The 14,520-nt window shown below is 73.8% G+C and carries 12 protein-coding genes; 6 read left to right on the forward strand and 6 right to left on the reverse strand.

The window, feature by feature from the left end; genetic code table 11:
- The first annotated feature begins 70 nt into the window (after window positions 1–70).
- The 5 genes from ACSYGO_RS27065 (at window position 71) to ACSYGO_RS27085 (ending at window position 5,973) form a co-directional block, all read left to right on the forward strand.
- Window positions 71–1,081 carry a polyprenyl synthetase family protein gene (locus tag ACSYGO_RS27065; RefSeq protein WP_359499211.1) on the forward strand — a complete coding sequence of 337 codons (1,011 nt, stop codon included), beginning with the start codon at window positions 71–73 and terminating at the stop codon, window positions 1,079–1,081.
- A 442-nt stretch (window positions 1,082–1,523) separates the two neighbouring features.
- Window positions 1,524–2,540 (forward strand): CHRD domain-containing protein, encoded by a 1,017-nt coding sequence (locus tag ACSYGO_RS27070; protein WP_432174446.1) that lies wholly within the window; start codon window positions 1,524–1,526, stop codon window positions 2,538–2,540.
- A 274-nt stretch (window positions 2,541–2,814) separates the two neighbouring features.
- On the forward strand, window positions 2,815–4,029 hold the full coding sequence (locus ACSYGO_RS27075) for a LolA family protein (RefSeq protein ID WP_426680671.1): 1,215 nt from the start codon (window positions 2,815–2,817) through the stop codon (window positions 4,027–4,029).
- A gap of 32 nt (window positions 4,030–4,061) precedes the next feature.
- Window positions 4,062–5,063, forward strand: a complete 1,002-nt coding sequence (locus tag ACSYGO_RS27080) for an ABC transporter ATP-binding protein (protein WP_460387957.1) — start codon at window positions 4,062–4,064, stop codon at window positions 5,061–5,063.
- Window positions 5,050–5,973 (forward strand): ABC transporter permease, encoded by a 924-nt coding sequence (locus ACSYGO_RS27085; RefSeq protein ID WP_432176863.1) that lies wholly within the window; start codon window positions 5,050–5,052, stop codon window positions 5,971–5,973. Before ACSYGO_RS27080 ends, ACSYGO_RS27085 begins: the two co-directional genes overlap by 14 nt.
- Before the next feature lie 123 nt (window positions 5,974–6,096).
- Here the strand turns inward: ACSYGO_RS27085 and ACSYGO_RS27090 are convergent, their stop codons facing one another.
- Entirely contained in the window at window positions 6,097–6,690 is a 594-nt protein-coding gene (locus ACSYGO_RS27090) for a flavodoxin family protein (RefSeq protein ID WP_435228649.1), read from the reverse strand.
- A gap of 109 nt (window positions 6,691–6,799) precedes the next feature.
- The gene (locus tag ACSYGO_RS27095) at window positions 6,800–9,559 is read right to left on the reverse strand and encodes a hypothetical protein (protein ID WP_460387959.1); all 2,760 of its coding nucleotides are present in this window, start codon (window positions 9,557–9,559) and stop codon (window positions 6,800–6,802) included.
- A 44-nt stretch (window positions 9,560–9,603) separates the two neighbouring features.
- On the opposite strand from ACSYGO_RS27095, the gene ACSYGO_RS27100 reads away from it, so the two are divergent.
- The gene (locus tag ACSYGO_RS27100; RefSeq protein ID WP_432176866.1) at window positions 9,604–10,161 is read left to right on the forward strand and encodes a hypothetical protein; all 558 of its coding nucleotides are present in this window, start codon (window positions 9,604–9,606) and stop codon (window positions 10,159–10,161) included.
- A gap of 4 nt (window positions 10,162–10,165) precedes the next feature.
- Here the strand turns inward: ACSYGO_RS27100 and ACSYGO_RS27105 are convergent, their stop codons facing one another.
- The 4 genes from ACSYGO_RS27105 to ACSYGO_RS27120 all read right to left on the reverse strand — a co-directional run bounded on the left by ACSYGO_RS27105 (window position 10,166) and on the right by ACSYGO_RS27120 (window position 14,517).
- Complete coding sequence (locus tag ACSYGO_RS27105) at window positions 10,166–11,284, reverse strand: zeta toxin family protein (protein WP_426680677.1); 1,119 nt, start codon at window positions 11,282–11,284, stop codon at window positions 10,166–10,168.
- The gene (locus ACSYGO_RS27110; protein WP_426680678.1) at window positions 11,281–11,610 is read right to left on the reverse strand and encodes a hypothetical protein; all 330 of its coding nucleotides are present in this window, start codon (window positions 11,608–11,610) and stop codon (window positions 11,281–11,283) included. The genes ACSYGO_RS27105 and ACSYGO_RS27110 overlap by 4 nt, the downstream gene beginning before the upstream one ends.
- On the reverse strand, window positions 11,607–12,878 hold the full coding sequence (locus ACSYGO_RS27115; protein WP_426680700.1) for an amidase: 1,272 nt from the start codon (window positions 12,876–12,878) through the stop codon (window positions 11,607–11,609). Before ACSYGO_RS27115 ends, ACSYGO_RS27110 begins: the two co-directional genes overlap by 4 nt.
- 286 nt (window positions 12,879–13,164) lie before the next feature.
- Window positions 13,165–14,517 carry a tetrahydrofolate dehydrogenase/cyclohydrolase catalytic domain-containing protein gene (locus ACSYGO_RS27120; RefSeq protein WP_460387961.1) on the reverse strand — a complete coding sequence of 451 codons (1,353 nt, stop codon included), beginning with the start codon at window positions 14,515–14,517 and terminating at the stop codon, window positions 13,165–13,167.
- Window positions 14,518–14,520: the final 3 nt, after the last annotated feature.

Below are 14,520 nucleotides of genomic sequence, written 5' to 3' on the forward strand. Positions count from 1 at the left end.
AAACCGTGTCATCGACCGAATGATCGACCGAGTTTCGCCATGTGATCGTCAGCAGACAGGAGAACCTCTCGTGACCGTCGTCGGGCCGTTCGGGCTGAGCGTGCGGGACCAGGCTCTCGAAGCCGATGTCCAGGCCGGATTGGCGGCTGTCGAGGAGGGTTTGCTCGAAGCCACCAAGAGCGAGGTCCCCTTCATCACGGAAGCCGCCCAGCACCTCGTGCGGGCCGGCGGGAAGCGGTTCCGGCCGCTCCTCGTGACGCTCGCCGCGCAGTTCGGTGATCCCTACGCGCCGGGTGTCGTGCCCTCGGCGGTGGTCGTCGAGCTCACCCACCTCGCCACGCTGTACCACGACGACGTGATGGACGAGGCGGACGTACGGCGCGGGGTGCCGAGCGCCAACACCCGCTGGGGCAACTCGGTCGCCGTCCTGACCGGCGACTTCCTCTTCGCCCGCGCCTCCTACATCCTGGCCGACCTCGGGCCCGAGGCGGTCCGCATCCAGGCCGAGGCGTTCGAACGGCTGGTGACCGGGCAGATCCTGGAGACCGCGGGGCCGCGCGACGGGCGCGACCCGGTCGATCACTACCTCGACGTCCTGAGCGGCAAGACCGGTTCGCTGGTCGCCGTCGCCTGCCGGTTCGGCGCGATGATGTCGGGCGCCGACGAGACGGTCGTCGACGTGCTCACCCAGTACGGGGAGCGTCTCGGTGTCGCCTTCCAGCTCGCGGACGACGTGCTGGACATCGCGTCCGACTCGCACGAGTCCGGCAAGACGCCCGGCACGGACCTGCGCGAGGGCATCCCCACGCTGCCGGTGCTCCGGCTGCGTGAGCGCGCGGAGCGGCTCGGGCTCGCGGACGACATCGCCCTGTGCGAGCTGCTCGACTCCGACCTGACCGACGACGCGCGGCACGCCGAGGCGCTGGCCCGGCTGCGGTCCCACCCGGCCCTGGAGCAGGCGCGGCGGGACACCGTGCGGTACGCGGAGGAGGCGCGTGCGGCGCTGGCTCCGTTGCCGGAGTGTGATGCCAAGGCGGCGCTCGTGGAGCTGGTGGACGCGGTGGTGCACCGGGCCGGCTGACCTGGCCCGGCCCCGGTCCACGCTCGGCCCCGGTCCTGGTCCTGGTCCACGCCCTCTGCCTCGGTCCGCGCTCGGCTTGTTGCCTGCGCTCGGGCTCGGGCTCGTTTTCCGTGCCCTCTGATCGGCCTGGACGGCCTCGTCCTCAAGCGCCGGACGGGCTGAGTGGTCGTGCCCGGGGGTTGTGGGTGCCTGTGGTGTCCGGTCGGCCTGGACGGCCTCGTCCTCAAGCGCCGGACGGGCTGAGCGGTCGTGCCCGGGGGTTGTGGGTGCCGGTGGTGTCCGGGCGGGCCCGTCCCGAGGGGTTCCGGTGTGTTCGGTGCTCACTCGGTCGTGTGACGTGTGTCACTCGATTGGAATGAGTCCAGGGTCAGATCATGTCCGTACTCATGCCCAGAAGCTGACGCAGGGGGCGTCGGCTGAAGTACGGGGAGAAAACAGAATCATGGGATCGAACGCCACGATCAGTACGCGTCGCAAGGGCCTGATCCTGACCGGTGTCGCGGTCGCCGCCGCGGCCGGTGTCGCCGCCGCCGTCATCCCGGCGGTCGCCGACAGCGGCAGTCACCGCGAAGACCGCGGCACGAGCCACTCCGCGCACGACGACCGGACCGTCGTCACGCAGAGCGGCGTCATGGGAGGCAGCGGCGGGACGATCCTCGCCACCAGCCTGCGCGGCGCCAACGAGGTGCCCGTCCAGGGCGGCCCCGCCGTCGGCGACAAGGACGGCGCGGCACTGGAGTTCATCAAGGTCAAGGGCAACAAGGTGTCCGTCGCCGTGACCTGGCGCGGCACCGGCAGGCCGACCCTGCTCCACATCCACCAGGGCGCCAAGGGCACCAACGGCGGCGTCAAGGTCGACTTCACCAAGCTGCTCGGCAAGATCAGGCACCACAGCGTCGTCGGCACCGTCGAGGTCGAGGACGCGGCCCTGCTCGACGCGCTGAAGACCGACCCCGGTTCCTTCTACGCCAATCTGCACACCGCCGAGTTCCCCGGCGGCGCCGTCCGCGGCCAGCTCCACAAGGTCACCGGCACCTTCGACTTCCACAACGCCCTGGACAACTTCCAGGCCTCGGTCGTCCGGGGCAGGCAGATCTACGAGTGCAAGACCGCCGCGGACGGCGGCCGGGCCTTCGTCCAGCGCGACGTCTCGGCCCGGCTCGGCGGGCACATCGCCCACTCGTTCGTGAAGCCCGGCTCCGGTACGCCGCAGTGGGTCGCGCCCGACGGCAGCGCCGTCACCGGCGCACTGATCTCCAAGACCCCGAACGGCGACAAGAACATCCCCGAGTTGGACCTCAAGGCCACCGGCTCCGGCAAGCACCGCGGTCTGCTGGCGGGGACGCAGGAGATCCTCCGCCTCAACACCGTGGGCGGCGTCGCCCCCGCCGGGTCCTGTACGCCGGGCACCGTGGTGGGCGTGCCGTACCAGGCGGACTACGTGTTCGTGCAGCGCTGACCCCGCGGGCCGCCGTGCCCGGCCCGGTACCGGGCACGGCGGCCCGTCGGCCCGGGCGGTGTCTCCCCCGACCCCTACGGGTCGGGGGAGACACCGCCTCCTCGCGTCATACCGCAGGAGTACGCGGAGTTGAGTCCGGGGTCTGACGCTTCCCTCCGGCCGATTTGGTCAGATGGATAACACCACTCCTCACCGGTTCGGGTGAGAATGGCGGCTTAGGAGTGGAGAAGGGCACGACGGTAGGGCCGCCGCCGACGACGGAGGTAAGGCACACATGGCACCGTACGAATCCGACGACAGCACGAAGGCCGACGAGGCCGAGGACGTGCGCTCCGGGCGGCGCAAGGCCGCCAGGTATGTCGTCCCGGTCGCGGTGGTGGGGGTGGCGGCGGCGACCATCGGGCTGGTCCCGGCACTCGCCGACTCCGGTGACCCCGACCTGCCCAAGGTCACCGCGCAGCAGCTCATCGAGAAGATCGCCGAGTCCGACGTCCAGCAGCTGTCCGGCACGGTCAAGATCAGCACCGATCTCGGACTGCCCGACCTGGGCGGCCTGGCGAGCGGCTTCGCCTCCGGCGCCGCCGAGGGTGACGGCGGCTCCTCCGCCGACCCGCAGTCCAAGCTCCTCGAACTGGCCTCCGGCACGCACACGCTGCGCGTCGCCGCCGACGGCCCGGACAAGGGCAGGATCTCCCTGCTGGACAGCGCGGCCGAGTACAGCGTCATCCACAACGGCGACGACGTATGGGCGTACGACAGCAAGTCGAACGAGGCGTACCACGCGACCGCGCCCCGGTCCGAGGAGAAGAAGGGCAAGGCGCCCGAGGACGTCCCGGCCACACCCAAGGACTTCGCCGAGGAAGCGCTGAAGGCGGTCGACGACACGACCTCCGTGACCGTCGACGGCACCGCCCAGATCGCGGGCCGGGACGCGTACCGGCTGGTCATCAAGCCGAAGCAGTCCGGCTCCACGGTCGGTGCGATCAGCATCGGGGTGGACGCGAAGACGGGTCTGCCGCTGAAGTTCACGCTGACGCCGGCGAGCGGCGGCGCGGCCGTCGTCGACGCGGGCTTCACCAAGGTCGACTTCTCCGCGCCGGCCGCGTCGACGTTCGACTTCACCCCGCCGAAGGGCGCGAAGGTCACCGAGGCCGACGAGTCCAAGGCGCCGGAGCACTCCCGGAAGTCCGGCGAGGACTTCGGCATGGGGCTCGGTGAGGGTCTCGGCGGCCTGAAGACCATCGGCAAGGGCTGGAACTCGATCGCCGAGTTCGACACGGGCGGCCAGGGCATGCCGTCGGGCTCGTCCGGCAACGGCGACGTCGACGGGTTCCTGAACTCCCTCGGCGACCAGGTCTCCGGCACGTTCGGCTCGGGTACGGTCTTCTCGACCCGCCTGGTCAACGCGCTGATCACGGACGACGGCAAGGTGTACGCGGGTGCCGTCACCAAGGACGCCCTGGTGAAGGCGGCCGACGCCGCCCACTGAGTCCCCCGCAGTCGAGCGAACCGAGGGAGCCCATGGAGGAGCTGTCCGCCGCCGAGTCCGACCGGTCGGACGACACGGGTGGCGCGGGCGCCGTGCCCGCCGAGGACGCGGTGATCGCCACCCGCGCCCTCACCAAGCGCTACCGCGGCGGACAGCTCGCCGTCGACGGCCTGGACCTGACCGTCCCGGCGGGCAGCGTCTTCGGCTTCCTCGGGCCCAACGGGTCCGGCAAGACCACCACCATCCGCATGCTGATGGGCCTGATCGAGCCGACCTCGGGCACGGCGCGCGTCCTGGGGCGGCCCATGCCCCGTGCCACGCGCGCCGTGCTCCCACAGGTCGGGGCCCTCATCGAGGGCCCCGCGCTGTACGGCTTCCTCTCGGGGCGCGACAACCTCATGCGGTACGACGCCGCCGACCCGACGGCCGACCCGCGCACCCGGCACATCCGTGTCGCGGACGCCCTCGACCGGGTCGGCCTCACCGCGGCGGCGGGCAAGAAGGCCAAGGCGTACTCGCTGGGCATGAAACAGCGGCTCGGTCTCGCCGCGGCGCTGCTCCAGCCGCGCCGCCTGCTCGTCCTGGACGAGCCGACCAACGGCCTGGATCCGCAGGGCATGCGGGAGATCCGGGCCCTCGTGCGTGAGCTGGCCTCCGACGGCACGACCGTCTTCCTGTCCTCACACCTGCTCGACGAGATCGAGCAGGTGTGCACGCATGCCGCCGTGATGACGCAGGGGCGGCTGGTCGTCCAGGGCGCGGTGGCCGAGCTCGCCGCCGGTGCGCGGGGCCGGCTGGTGGTGACCACCCCGGACCCGGGTGACGCGGCGCGCGTGCTGAAGGAACAGGGCGTGGCGGATCTCGTGGTGACCGAGACGGGGGTGACGGCCGAGCCCCCGGACCGTGAACTCGCCGAGCTCAACGCCGCGTTGGTGACGGCGGGCGTACGGGTCCGCGGTTTCGGGGTGGAACGGGCCTCACTGGAGGACGCGTTCGTGGCGCTGACGGGGGAGGGGTTCGATGTCGCGGGCTGAGGCGGTGCCGGGGCCGGACACGCGGCCGGACCCGGGCGGGGCCGCGGTGGACCCGGCCGGGGCCGCGCGGTCCCCCGGTCTGCTGTGGACCTTCGGGCTGTTCCGCAGTGAATTGGTCACCACCTTCCGGCGATGGCGGACGATAGCCCTGCTGGGCGTGCTCGCGGCCGTGCCGATCCTGGTCGGGACGGCCATCAAGATCGAGACGAGTGACGGCTCGGCGGCGGGCGGCGGTGAAGGCCCCGCGTTCATCTCGCAGGTCACCAACAACGGTCTGTTCCTGGTCTTCACCGCGCTGGCCGCGACGCTCCCGTTCTTCCTGCCGATGGCGATCGGCGTCATCGCCGGTGACGCGATCGCGGGCGAGGCGAACGCGGGGACGCTGCGCTATCTCCTGGTCGCCCCGGCGGGCCGCACCCGGCTGCTGCTCACCAAGTACGCCACCACGATGACGTTCTGTCTGGTCGCCACGCTCGTCGTGGCGGTCTCGGCGCTCACGGTGGGCGCGCTGCTGTTCCCGCTGGGAGACCTGACGACGATCTCCGGGACCCGGATCAGCTTCGCGGAAGGCCTCGGCCGGGCGCTGTTCATCGCCCTGGTCGTCGCCGCCTCCCTGGTCGGGGTCGCGGCGCTCGGCCTGTTCGTCTCCACCCTGACGAACAGCGGCATCGCGGCCATGGCGACGACGGTCGGCCTCCTCATCACCGTCCAGATCCTCGACCAGATCCCCCAGCTGCACGCGCTCCAGCCGTACTTCTTCTCGCACTACTGGCTGTCCTTCGCGGACCTCATGCGTGAACCGGTGTACTGGGACGATCTGGTCCGCAACCTGGGCCTTCAGGGCCTGTACGCCGCCGTGTTCGGGTCGGCGGCGTGGGCGCGGTTCGCGGCGAAGGACATCACCGTCTAGACGGACGCCACCGTCCCGACGGAGGGCCTCGACCGGCAGGACATCACCGCGCAGGAGGCCTTCGACCGGCAGGACATCACCGCGCCGGAGGCCGCCGTGCGGGCTGCGGGCGCGCGGTGGCGGTCAGACGGTGGCCGACTCGTAGGGGAAGCGGGCGAGCGGCGGCTCCTGCGCGAAGAACGTCTTCGCGCGCGCCAGCGCCTCGGCGTCCTCCAACACGTCGCCGCGCCGGCTGCCGTTGCCGAGCAGGACCCCTCCGAAGCGCATCCTCATGTACGCGGCGGAGTGGTTGAGGGTGTCGACCAGCGGGTCGGCGACCTCCTGCTCCTCGTGGGCCAGTGCGGTGACGCCCCAGAGGGTGCGTCCCGCCATCGTGGCCTTGAAGTCGATGCCGGGGGTGCGCAGCCAGCCCGACCAGTAGTCCAGGTAGCGCTTGGTGAGGCCGGACACCGAGTACCAGTACAGCGGCGAGGCGATCACGATGTCGGTGGCCGCGAGGGTGGCGTCGAGCAGCAGTGCGACGTCGCTTCCGGCGGGCGGGAGCAGGTGGTCGCTGTCGCGCCGCAGGTCCGTGAAGTCGGGCAGCGGATGCTCGGCGAGGCTCAGCCAGCGCTGCTCGACGTCGCCGGGCAGCTGCTCGGCGGCCTCGCGCGCGAGCAGCTCGGTGTTGCCGTCGCTACGGCTGCTGCCGAGCAGGAACAGGAATCGGCGGGTCATGGGTCCCCCTGGGGTACGCGCGAGCGACTGCAAGCGACTGCAAGCGACTACATGCGTGAACAATATATGCACACGCATGCAGTCGTCCAGTGGACCCATGACTCCCGCGTCACCGCCCCGGCGCGCCGCCTCCCCCGCCGGGCTGAGGCGGGCGCTGGACGCGTGGCGGCTGCCCGGGCGACGCCGGCCCGGGTGCCGAGCCCGGCACCGGGCCGCCCGGAGCGGCCGAACCCTGGCCGGACTGGCGCCGTGCGGCGCCCGCGACGGGATTGGCGGGGCCGGCGGCCGGGGCGCCCGCGACCGGGTCGGCGGGGGCGGCCGACGGGGTGCCCGTGGACGCTGCCGCGGGCGAGGAGCGGCCGGTCGAAGGGCCGGAGGCCGGCGTCGTCCCCGCTGCCGCGGCCGGTCGCCGCCAGCTCTCCGGCACCGCCGCGTGGCGTTCCACCGTCCCCTGCTCCCGTGCCTGCGCCAGGCGCACGGACTGCTGGGCCGTCGGCGCGAAACCGGGGGCCGCGTTGCCGCTCTGGGCCGGGACCTGCCGGGCGGCCATGGCGCCCAGCGCGGCCTGGGTGTCGCGCGGGAAGACGTCGCGGGGCAGCGCCTGGGAGGCGGCGCCGGTCACCTCGACGCGGCGCTGCTGCCCGCCGGACTCGAAGGTCATGCCGTAGCCGAGGTACTGCCGGTCGTGGTCGAACATCAGGTCGCCGCGCACCTGCCCGCCCGCGGCGCGGGTCTGCTCGCCCAGGTCCCGGAGCGGCTCCGGGACCGGTGCGGTGCGCCCGAGGCTGGCGAGGTACGCCTCCGCCTCCACGTGCCCCTCCCGGAACCGGGGCTTCCCGTCGGGCCCGGTGTGCATCTGCACGGCACCGACCCGGTTGTCGGGGTGGATGTCGATGGTGAGCCGGCCGTCGCCGCCGTACTCGGCGACGAAACGCTCGCGCATGGCGGTGAACTGGACCTGGTTCTCCAGCGCGGGCGGCAGGTTCGGTCCGTAGATGGTGACGCGGGCCTGCGGGTCGGCCTCCAGGATGATCTCCGCGTCGGCCACGCCCGTGCCGCCCGCCCCCGCGACCAGCCACGTCCTCGGCGCATCCGCGGCGCTCACGTCGAAACGGTTCTCCGCGATCTCGTCGCCGAGGAAGACCCGCCCGGGCGCCGTGGCCCTGGCCTGCTCCCACTGCGCGGTGGCGTCCAGCGTCCGGAGCGCGGGCCGGGCCCCGTCGTGGGCCCGCAGGGTGTCCAGCACCCCTTCCTCGCGCAGGACCTGGAGCGTCCGCCGTGCGTCGGGCGCCCCGGCGAGACGTTCGTGGACCGGGGAGTCGGCGGGCAGCTGTCCGCGTACGGCGCCGATCGCCTCGGGCAGGTTCACCACGTCACGACGGTCGACGCCCGGCACCATCTCGGGCGGCAGACCGGTGGCGACCGTCGGCACGCCCTCGACCTGCACATACACGTCCGGAGAGCCGTCGCCCGGCCGGATGTGCGCGTACAGACGGCCGTCCTGCGCGGGCAGCAGCCGCGCGGTCCCGTCGACGACCGGTCCGCGCACGGCCAGCTCGTCCTCCCACAGGCGCACGGCGTCCCGGGGCACCCGCCCGGTCGGGTCGACGAACTGGTGGGCGTCGCCCAGCCCGGTCGCCCGCATGTCCCGGACCTGGTCGGCGGACTGCACGATGCCCTGGCCCGGGTCCAGGTGCCAGCGGCCCCGCGCGTCGACGAGCAGGGCGTCCGGATCACGGCCGACGAGGCTCGCGCCGCCGCCGATCATCACCCGCCGGGTGGGCCACTCACCGGTCGCCGCGGCCTCGGCGCGCAGCTGGTCCAGGGTGGCGGCGCTCGCCCGGGTGCGCCGGTCGGCCGCCTCGGCCGCCGCCGCGGCGAGTTCCTCGCGGGGAACGGGGGTGCCGTCAGGGCGCATGCCCGGCATCGGCGGCCCGTTGCCGAGCGGCAGGGTGTACGCGGCGCGGGACCGGAACGCCTGGAGGTCCGCCGCGTCCTGGCCGGACAACTGCTCGGCGGGTACGGCGAGATGGGACACCGCCTGCCAGGCCCGGGGCGTCAGATGAGGTTCGATCGAGTTCAGGCGCAGGTCCGCGGCCTGGAGCTCACGGTCGAACCGCTCGGATCCGGCAGGGGCCTGCGGGCGGAGCCCGGTGTGATCGATGAGGGCGGACAACTCCTCGCGTGCTTCGGCGCGTTGAGCGGTGTCCAGCGTCGCGTCCGTCATCCGGGCGGCGAGGTGGTTCAGCTCGCCGACCCGGCCGAGGTCCTCCTCGGTCAGCCGGAAACCCTCCTCGGCGGCGGTGAGCCGGCCGCGCGTCAGCAGCGCCTCCCGCGGCGGCGCCACCCCGGCGACCGAGGGGTCGCCGGCCGCGGCCTGCACCGCCCGCTCGCGCACCGCGAGCATCTCGCCGAGCTCGTGGCTCAGCGCCCGGCCCACCTGCTGCGGGTCCATCCGGTCGGAGAGCTGCACGAAGTGGTGGTCCGAGGTGGTGTTGACATGCATGCGGGCGACCGTGCCGGTCGGCAGCGGCACCGCGTCCACGCGCAGCGTGAGCTCCTTGCCCCGGCGGTCGGCGAGCACGAAGTGCGGGTCACCCGTGTCCGCACCCCGCAGCTCCACGGAGCGCAACTGCTCGGCGTACAGGCTCTGTACGACCATCGGCAGCACGGCCTGGGCCTGCGCGACGACGGCTGCCTGCCGGCCCGGTTCCGGGGCCGTTCCGGTGCCGCCGGTGAAACGGCTTCCCGCCACGTCGGTCGCCGTGATGACGGTGATCTCCCCGGGAACGGGCCCCCCGTGCGGCGCCGCACCGTCTGTCCCCGGCCGCGCGTTCCCCGCCCTGCTGTCGTACGGTTCCTGCTCCACTGGCACTTCCCCCTCGGCCGCCTCGTGGCACGTAGGATTTTGGCATGCTGATCGCTCGTTCGACTCAAGAAGCGCACCTCTACATGGACCTGCACGCCTGCGCGTGCGGAGCGAGGGACTTCGAGCGCGAGCACCGTCTCGAAGAGCGTGACGGCGCGTTGGTCGCCGTGTACGAGGGCGTGTGCCCGCAGTGCGGCCGCACCCGCTCGTTCGCGTTCGTCATGTCCGACGAACTGCCGCCCGCGCCACCGGCGTTCGGCGGTGCGGAGCCGTCCCGGATCATCGACCCCGGCGAGTTCCTGTGGGTGTCGGACCAGGTCGGCACGGACTCCGGGCTGCGGCTGCTGAACGTGCCGCCCGCCGAACAGCGCGACCACCGCGCGAGCTTCGCGTACGCACTCGCTGCGCTCGACGAGGTCCTCAAGTTCCTTCCGGAGGGCGCCGAGGAGGTCCCCGCGGAGCGCTTCACCTCCGACCTCGGCCGCGAGCTGCACCGCAAGGACGCGACCCGCTTCAGCCGGGCCCGGCTGCTCGACAACCAGGCGCGCAAGCAGCGCATCCTCGCGGGTGTCGACCGGTTCAGCCCGCCGGCGGGCGCATAGCTGTTCATGGCGTCCGCGGGGGCCGGGGCGCAGGCGTCCTGACCGTGACCGCCGGGCCGGCGGGCGCCGCCGGCGGCCCGCCCGTGGCCGTACCGGAGCCCGAGCGCAGCCGGCCCGCGGCGGCGACGCGCAGGACGGCGTCACCCTCCCGGAAGGCGGGGGCGGCACCCGTCCCGAGTCCCGCCCGTGCCGTGCGGTCCGCCGGCGCGCCGGGCCCGCCCGGGACGGCCGGGAAATCCCCCCGTTCCGAAGTGATCAGGCCGGTCGCCAGCCCGGACGCCACCAGCTTCTCGGCGTTCTCGCGACCGACGGAGAAGCCGCGCCCCGAGGTGCTCCGCGCATAGAGGTCCTTGATCATGTCCTCGGGTGCCATACGTCCTCCGTACCGGTCACGGCCCGCGTCGAAGTCGGCCCGGCCGCGCTGCCAGCGGCTCGCGTTCTGGGCGAGGCACTGCTCGACCGGCACCTCCACGGACAGCAGGACCCGCCTGTCGTAGCCGCCGGCACGCAGGTCGCCGAGGAGCTGCTCGTTCCACCGCTGGTCGCGCAGCGTCGCGTCGTAGAGCAGGTTGTGGCCCTCGGCCCGTGCCCACTGCTCGAAGACGCCCTGGAGGAACGCCGACTCGCGGTGCGTGAGCGAGGCCGTCTCCGACGGGGACAGCAGGCGACCGCCCGGCAACTCGCGCGCGTGGTCCGGAAGACGAGGCGTGCCGCCGTGCTCGGACAGCGCCACCTTGAACTCGTCCGGGTCCAGCACCACGTAGTCGCGTACGTCGATGCCGTGCACCCGGGTCAGCGCCCGGCCCAGCTCGTCGTCACGTCCCTGCCACTCGGCGAGTCCGCGCAGCGCGCCGCCCTTGCCCGCGCCGGGCGCCCCGGCGGTGAGCAGCGCCGCGTGGCCGTCGCGCGGCAGTCCGGCGCAGCGGGCCTTGAAGTCCTCCAGGACGGCCTCGTGCAGGCGCTCGCGGTCCGGCGTCCACAGCGCGCCGTGCCGGAACCGGCTGTACGTGTCGCCGTCACCCGGCGCCAGATCGCCGCCGGCCGACATCCGGGTCTGCAACACCCGGTACAGCGTGCGGTATTCAGGTGCGAGCCCCGCCTCCGGCCCGTCGTGCGGGGTCATGGCCGCCGTTCGGCCCCGCCGCCCGCCCCGCCGTCGGCGCGGAGGTCGATGCGGCGCTGGATCTCCGCCACGTCCTCGCGGGTCAGCTGCCCGAGCAGCCGCGCGGCGGAGACCACGGACAGGGTGTTGTCCTGGTGGGTGGGTTCGGGATGCCCTTCGTCGAGCCCCTCCTCGGGCTCGAAGGGCCAGGCGGCGACGGTCGCGATCATCTCCTCGCGCCCGACGAACCCGGCGGAGTAGAGGCCGAGATAGGCGCGCAGGGAGGGGGCCGGACCGGCCCCCGGGGTCGCGCCGTCGGGGGCGCCGTGTGCGGGAGTCTCGTTCATCGGTGGGGTCCTCCTCGTCTGCTTCTGGTCTCGGGGCCGGCCGGGGTGCTGTCCGTGGTCGACGCGGCGGCCGCGGCGGGTGGTGCCGCCCCGTCCCGTCCTCCGTCGAAGACGGGAACGAGGGCGGGCCGGTGCCGCTCGGCCCGCCGCGCGACGTCCAGCAGCAGTGGTTCGCGGTCGTGCGCGGCGACCAGTTGGAGCCCGACCGGGCAGCGGTCCGGGCCGAGACCTGCGGGGACACTCGCCGCGGGATGTCCGCTCAGGTTGAACGCCCAGGTGAGAGCGGTCGAGTAGCGCTCGCCGGGGCCCTCGTGACCGTGCGGCGGGTTCGGTGTGGCCGGTGTCAGCAGCAGCGGGACCTCGCCGAACAGCTCCGCGAGACGACGGTCGTTGGCCGCCCGCACGGTCCGCGCCCGGGAGACGTCGCCGCCCGGCGTCCGCAGGGCCAGCCAGGCGGGCCCCGGGTCCGTCAGGGTCACCTCGCGCTCCACCAGGCGGACGATCCCTGCCGCGGCGAGCCGCCGCACCTCCGCGAACGCGCGGGCGGCGATGCCGGGATCGGTGTCGGCGAACCCGAGGTCGGCGGACCAGACGGCGGGGACCGGCGACACGGGGGCGCCGGGCGGTGCGGAAGGGGGGTGCTGTGCGGAAGGGCGTTGCTGTGCGGAGGAGGGCGGCGGCCCGGCGGGGGTCCCGTCCGGGCCGGCGGCCACGACCCGCCAGTACGCGGCGGCGTCCGAGGCGCTGCGCGTGAGGACTCCGGCAGCGGTCAGTCCGGTGCGGTCGGCTGACGGGAGACGGCCGGTCGTGGTCTTCAGCCCGAGGACACCGCACCACGCCGCGGGAATCCGCACGGAGCCCGCGCCGTCGCTGCCGGTCGCCAGCGGTACCAGCCCCGCCGCCACCGCCGCCGCGGAGCCGGCCGAGGAACCGCCCGGCGTCCGGTCGGCCCGCCACGGGTTGACGGTCCGGCCGTGCGCCCCGAGGCCCCACGTCTGCCAGGGCGTGCCCGGGCCGGGCACCGACGTGGCACCGACCGGCACACAGCCGGCCGCGACCAGGGCGCCCGCCGCGCGCAGTCCGTGCCGGCCCTTGACGCCGATCGGAACGCCTGCGAGCGGCAGCCACGCGCCCTCGGCGACCCGTGCGTCCACCTCGGCGGCCCGCCCGAGGGCCTCCTCGGCCCACACCTCCGCGAACGCCGAGAGGCCGGGGTCCACCCGCGCGATCCGCGTCAGCGCGGCGGCGACCGCGTCGACCGCGCTCATGGTGCGCGTACGGACGGCCGCGGCGGTGTCCTCGGCCGACAGCCACCGCAGGGCGTCCGGTTCCGGGGCCCGCGCCGGGGCCGGGTCCACTTCCGCTTCGGGTCTCATGGCGTCGGCCGAGGCTCCTTCGGTACGGCGGGCAGGATGCGTGCGGGGCACGCGAGGGATGCGTGAGGTGCGGGCGGGGCTGGTGCGGGACGGTATGCGGCGCGTGGGCGGGGCAGGGCCGGGACAAGTGTCGTACGGTCTCGTCCCGGCCGGTGCCCCGCGGCTCGCGCGGCGTGGTTCAGCGGCCGGGCCCCGGGGCCGGCGGCCTCGGCTGCTGGGGGAGCTGCGGACGGACCGGTGCCGCCGGGCCGCCGCCGGCGGAGGGCCCGCCCGCCGTGTTCGTACCGCCCCCGCTCCCGGCCCCACCGGCGCCGCGCAGCTTCGCGGCCTGGGCCACGGGGTTGCCCGGAGCGGGCGGCCCCTGAGCAGCCGATCCCGTCTGGCTCGCGGGTCCTGCCGCCTGGTTCGTCGGCCCGGTCTGGCTCGTGGACCCCGTCTGGTTCGTCGGCCCGGTCTGGCTCGCGGACCCTGTCTGGTTCGTCGGCCCTTGGCCTGCGGACCCCGTCTGCTTCGCCGATGTCGTCCGGCTCTCCGGAGCTCCTTGAGTCGCGGAGGTGGCCTGACCGGCGGCGCTTCCCTGCCCGGCGGTGGACCCGCGTCCGGCGGCGGCCGCCACCGAGGCCGCGGGCGCCGCCGACGCGCCCTGCGCCATCTGCTCCTTGGTCAGGTACGGGCGCGGCTCGACCTTCCAGGACGGCGCGGCCGGATCGACCTCCCTGCGCACCACCCGCTCCATCAAGGTGGCCATCTCGACGGGCCCGATGCCGCCGGGCACGGGAGTGAGGTGCTGCGGGATGCCGTACGCGGCCCGCTGGACGTCGCCGCGCACACTGCCGTCCGGCTGCGGCACGAAACCGGAGTCGACGACGAGCCGGTGGTGCGGCCGCAGATGGTCGGGTCCCAGGATCCCGGGATTGCCGGTCACCGAGACGACGATGTCGGCGTCGCGCACCCGCCGCAGGTCGTCCCCGGCGTCGAGTTCCATCAGCCGGTGGCCCTGCTCCCGCAGCGTGTGCACCACGCCCTGTCCGACGAAGCCCTTGCTGCCCACCACCGCGATCGTCGGATCGTCCTGCGCGAAGGGCTGCACCACACGGCAGATGCCCTCCGCCGTCGCGCACGCCGCGTACTGGGAGCGGCCCTTGAGCAGTGCGTCGATGTCCTTGGCCGGGTCCATCCGCTCGACGAGCGGACGCAGATGGGCGGGCGGCGGGAACTGGACGATGATCGCGCGGGTCGCGGGATCCTGGTTGGCGCGGTCCAGGGTCTCGGCGAACTGCGCACGCGTGGTGCCCGGCGGCATCACGATGTGGTCCGCCTTGAAGCCGAGGTGCTCGAAGCTCTTCACCTTCTGCTCGGCGGAGACCTTGGAGGCCTCCAGGCGCACCCGCCAGTCCTGCGGATCGGTGGCGGCCGGCTCGAAGCGGATGATCGCCACCCGTTGTCCCGTGGGCTCCACGGCGTCACGGTAGGGCTGGTAGAGCTCCTTGGCCTGACGCAGGACGTCCCGGCCCGACACATGCTCGGTCATCGG

It is taken from the genome of Streptomyces krungchingensis, from assembly GCF_054729265.1.

What these genes read in the sequence shown, in the direction of transcription:
- ACSYGO_RS27105 (WP_426680677.1), bottom strand. Translation starts at nt 11,284, where the DNA reads ATGACCCCGCACGACGGGCCGGAGGCGGGGCTCGCACCTGAATACCGC.
- ACSYGO_RS27075 (WP_426680671.1), top strand. Translation starts at nt 2,815, where the DNA reads ATGGCACCGTACGAATCCGACGACAGCACGAAGGCCGACGAGGCCGAG.
- ACSYGO_RS27110 (WP_426680678.1), bottom strand. Translation starts at nt 11,610, where the DNA reads ATGAACGAGACTCCCGCACACGGCGCCCCCGACGGCGCGACCCCGGGG.
- ACSYGO_RS27080 (WP_460387957.1), top strand. Translation starts at nt 4,062, where the DNA reads ATGGAGGAGCTGTCCGCCGCCGAGTCCGACCGGTCGGACGACACGGGT.
- ACSYGO_RS27085 (WP_432176863.1), top strand. Translation starts at nt 5,050, where the DNA reads ATGTCGCGGGCTGAGGCGGTGCCGGGGCCGGACACGCGGCCGGACCCG.
- ACSYGO_RS27070 (WP_432174446.1), top strand. Translation starts at nt 1,524, where the DNA reads ATGGGATCGAACGCCACGATCAGTACGCGTCGCAAGGGCCTGATCCTG.
- ACSYGO_RS27090 (WP_435228649.1), bottom strand. Translation starts at nt 6,690, where the DNA reads ATGACCCGCCGATTCCTGTTCCTGCTCGGCAGCAGCCGTAGCGACGGC.
- ACSYGO_RS27120 (WP_460387961.1), bottom strand. Translation starts at nt 14,517, where the DNA reads ATGACCGAGCATGTGTCGGGCCGGGACGTCCTGCGTCAGGCCAAGGAG.
- ACSYGO_RS27100 (WP_432176866.1), top strand. Translation starts at nt 9,604, where the DNA reads ATGCTGATCGCTCGTTCGACTCAAGAAGCGCACCTCTACATGGACCTG.
- ACSYGO_RS27115 (WP_426680700.1), bottom strand. Translation starts at nt 12,878, where the DNA reads ATGAGCGCGGTCGACGCGGTCGCCGCCGCGCTGACGCGGATCGCGCGG.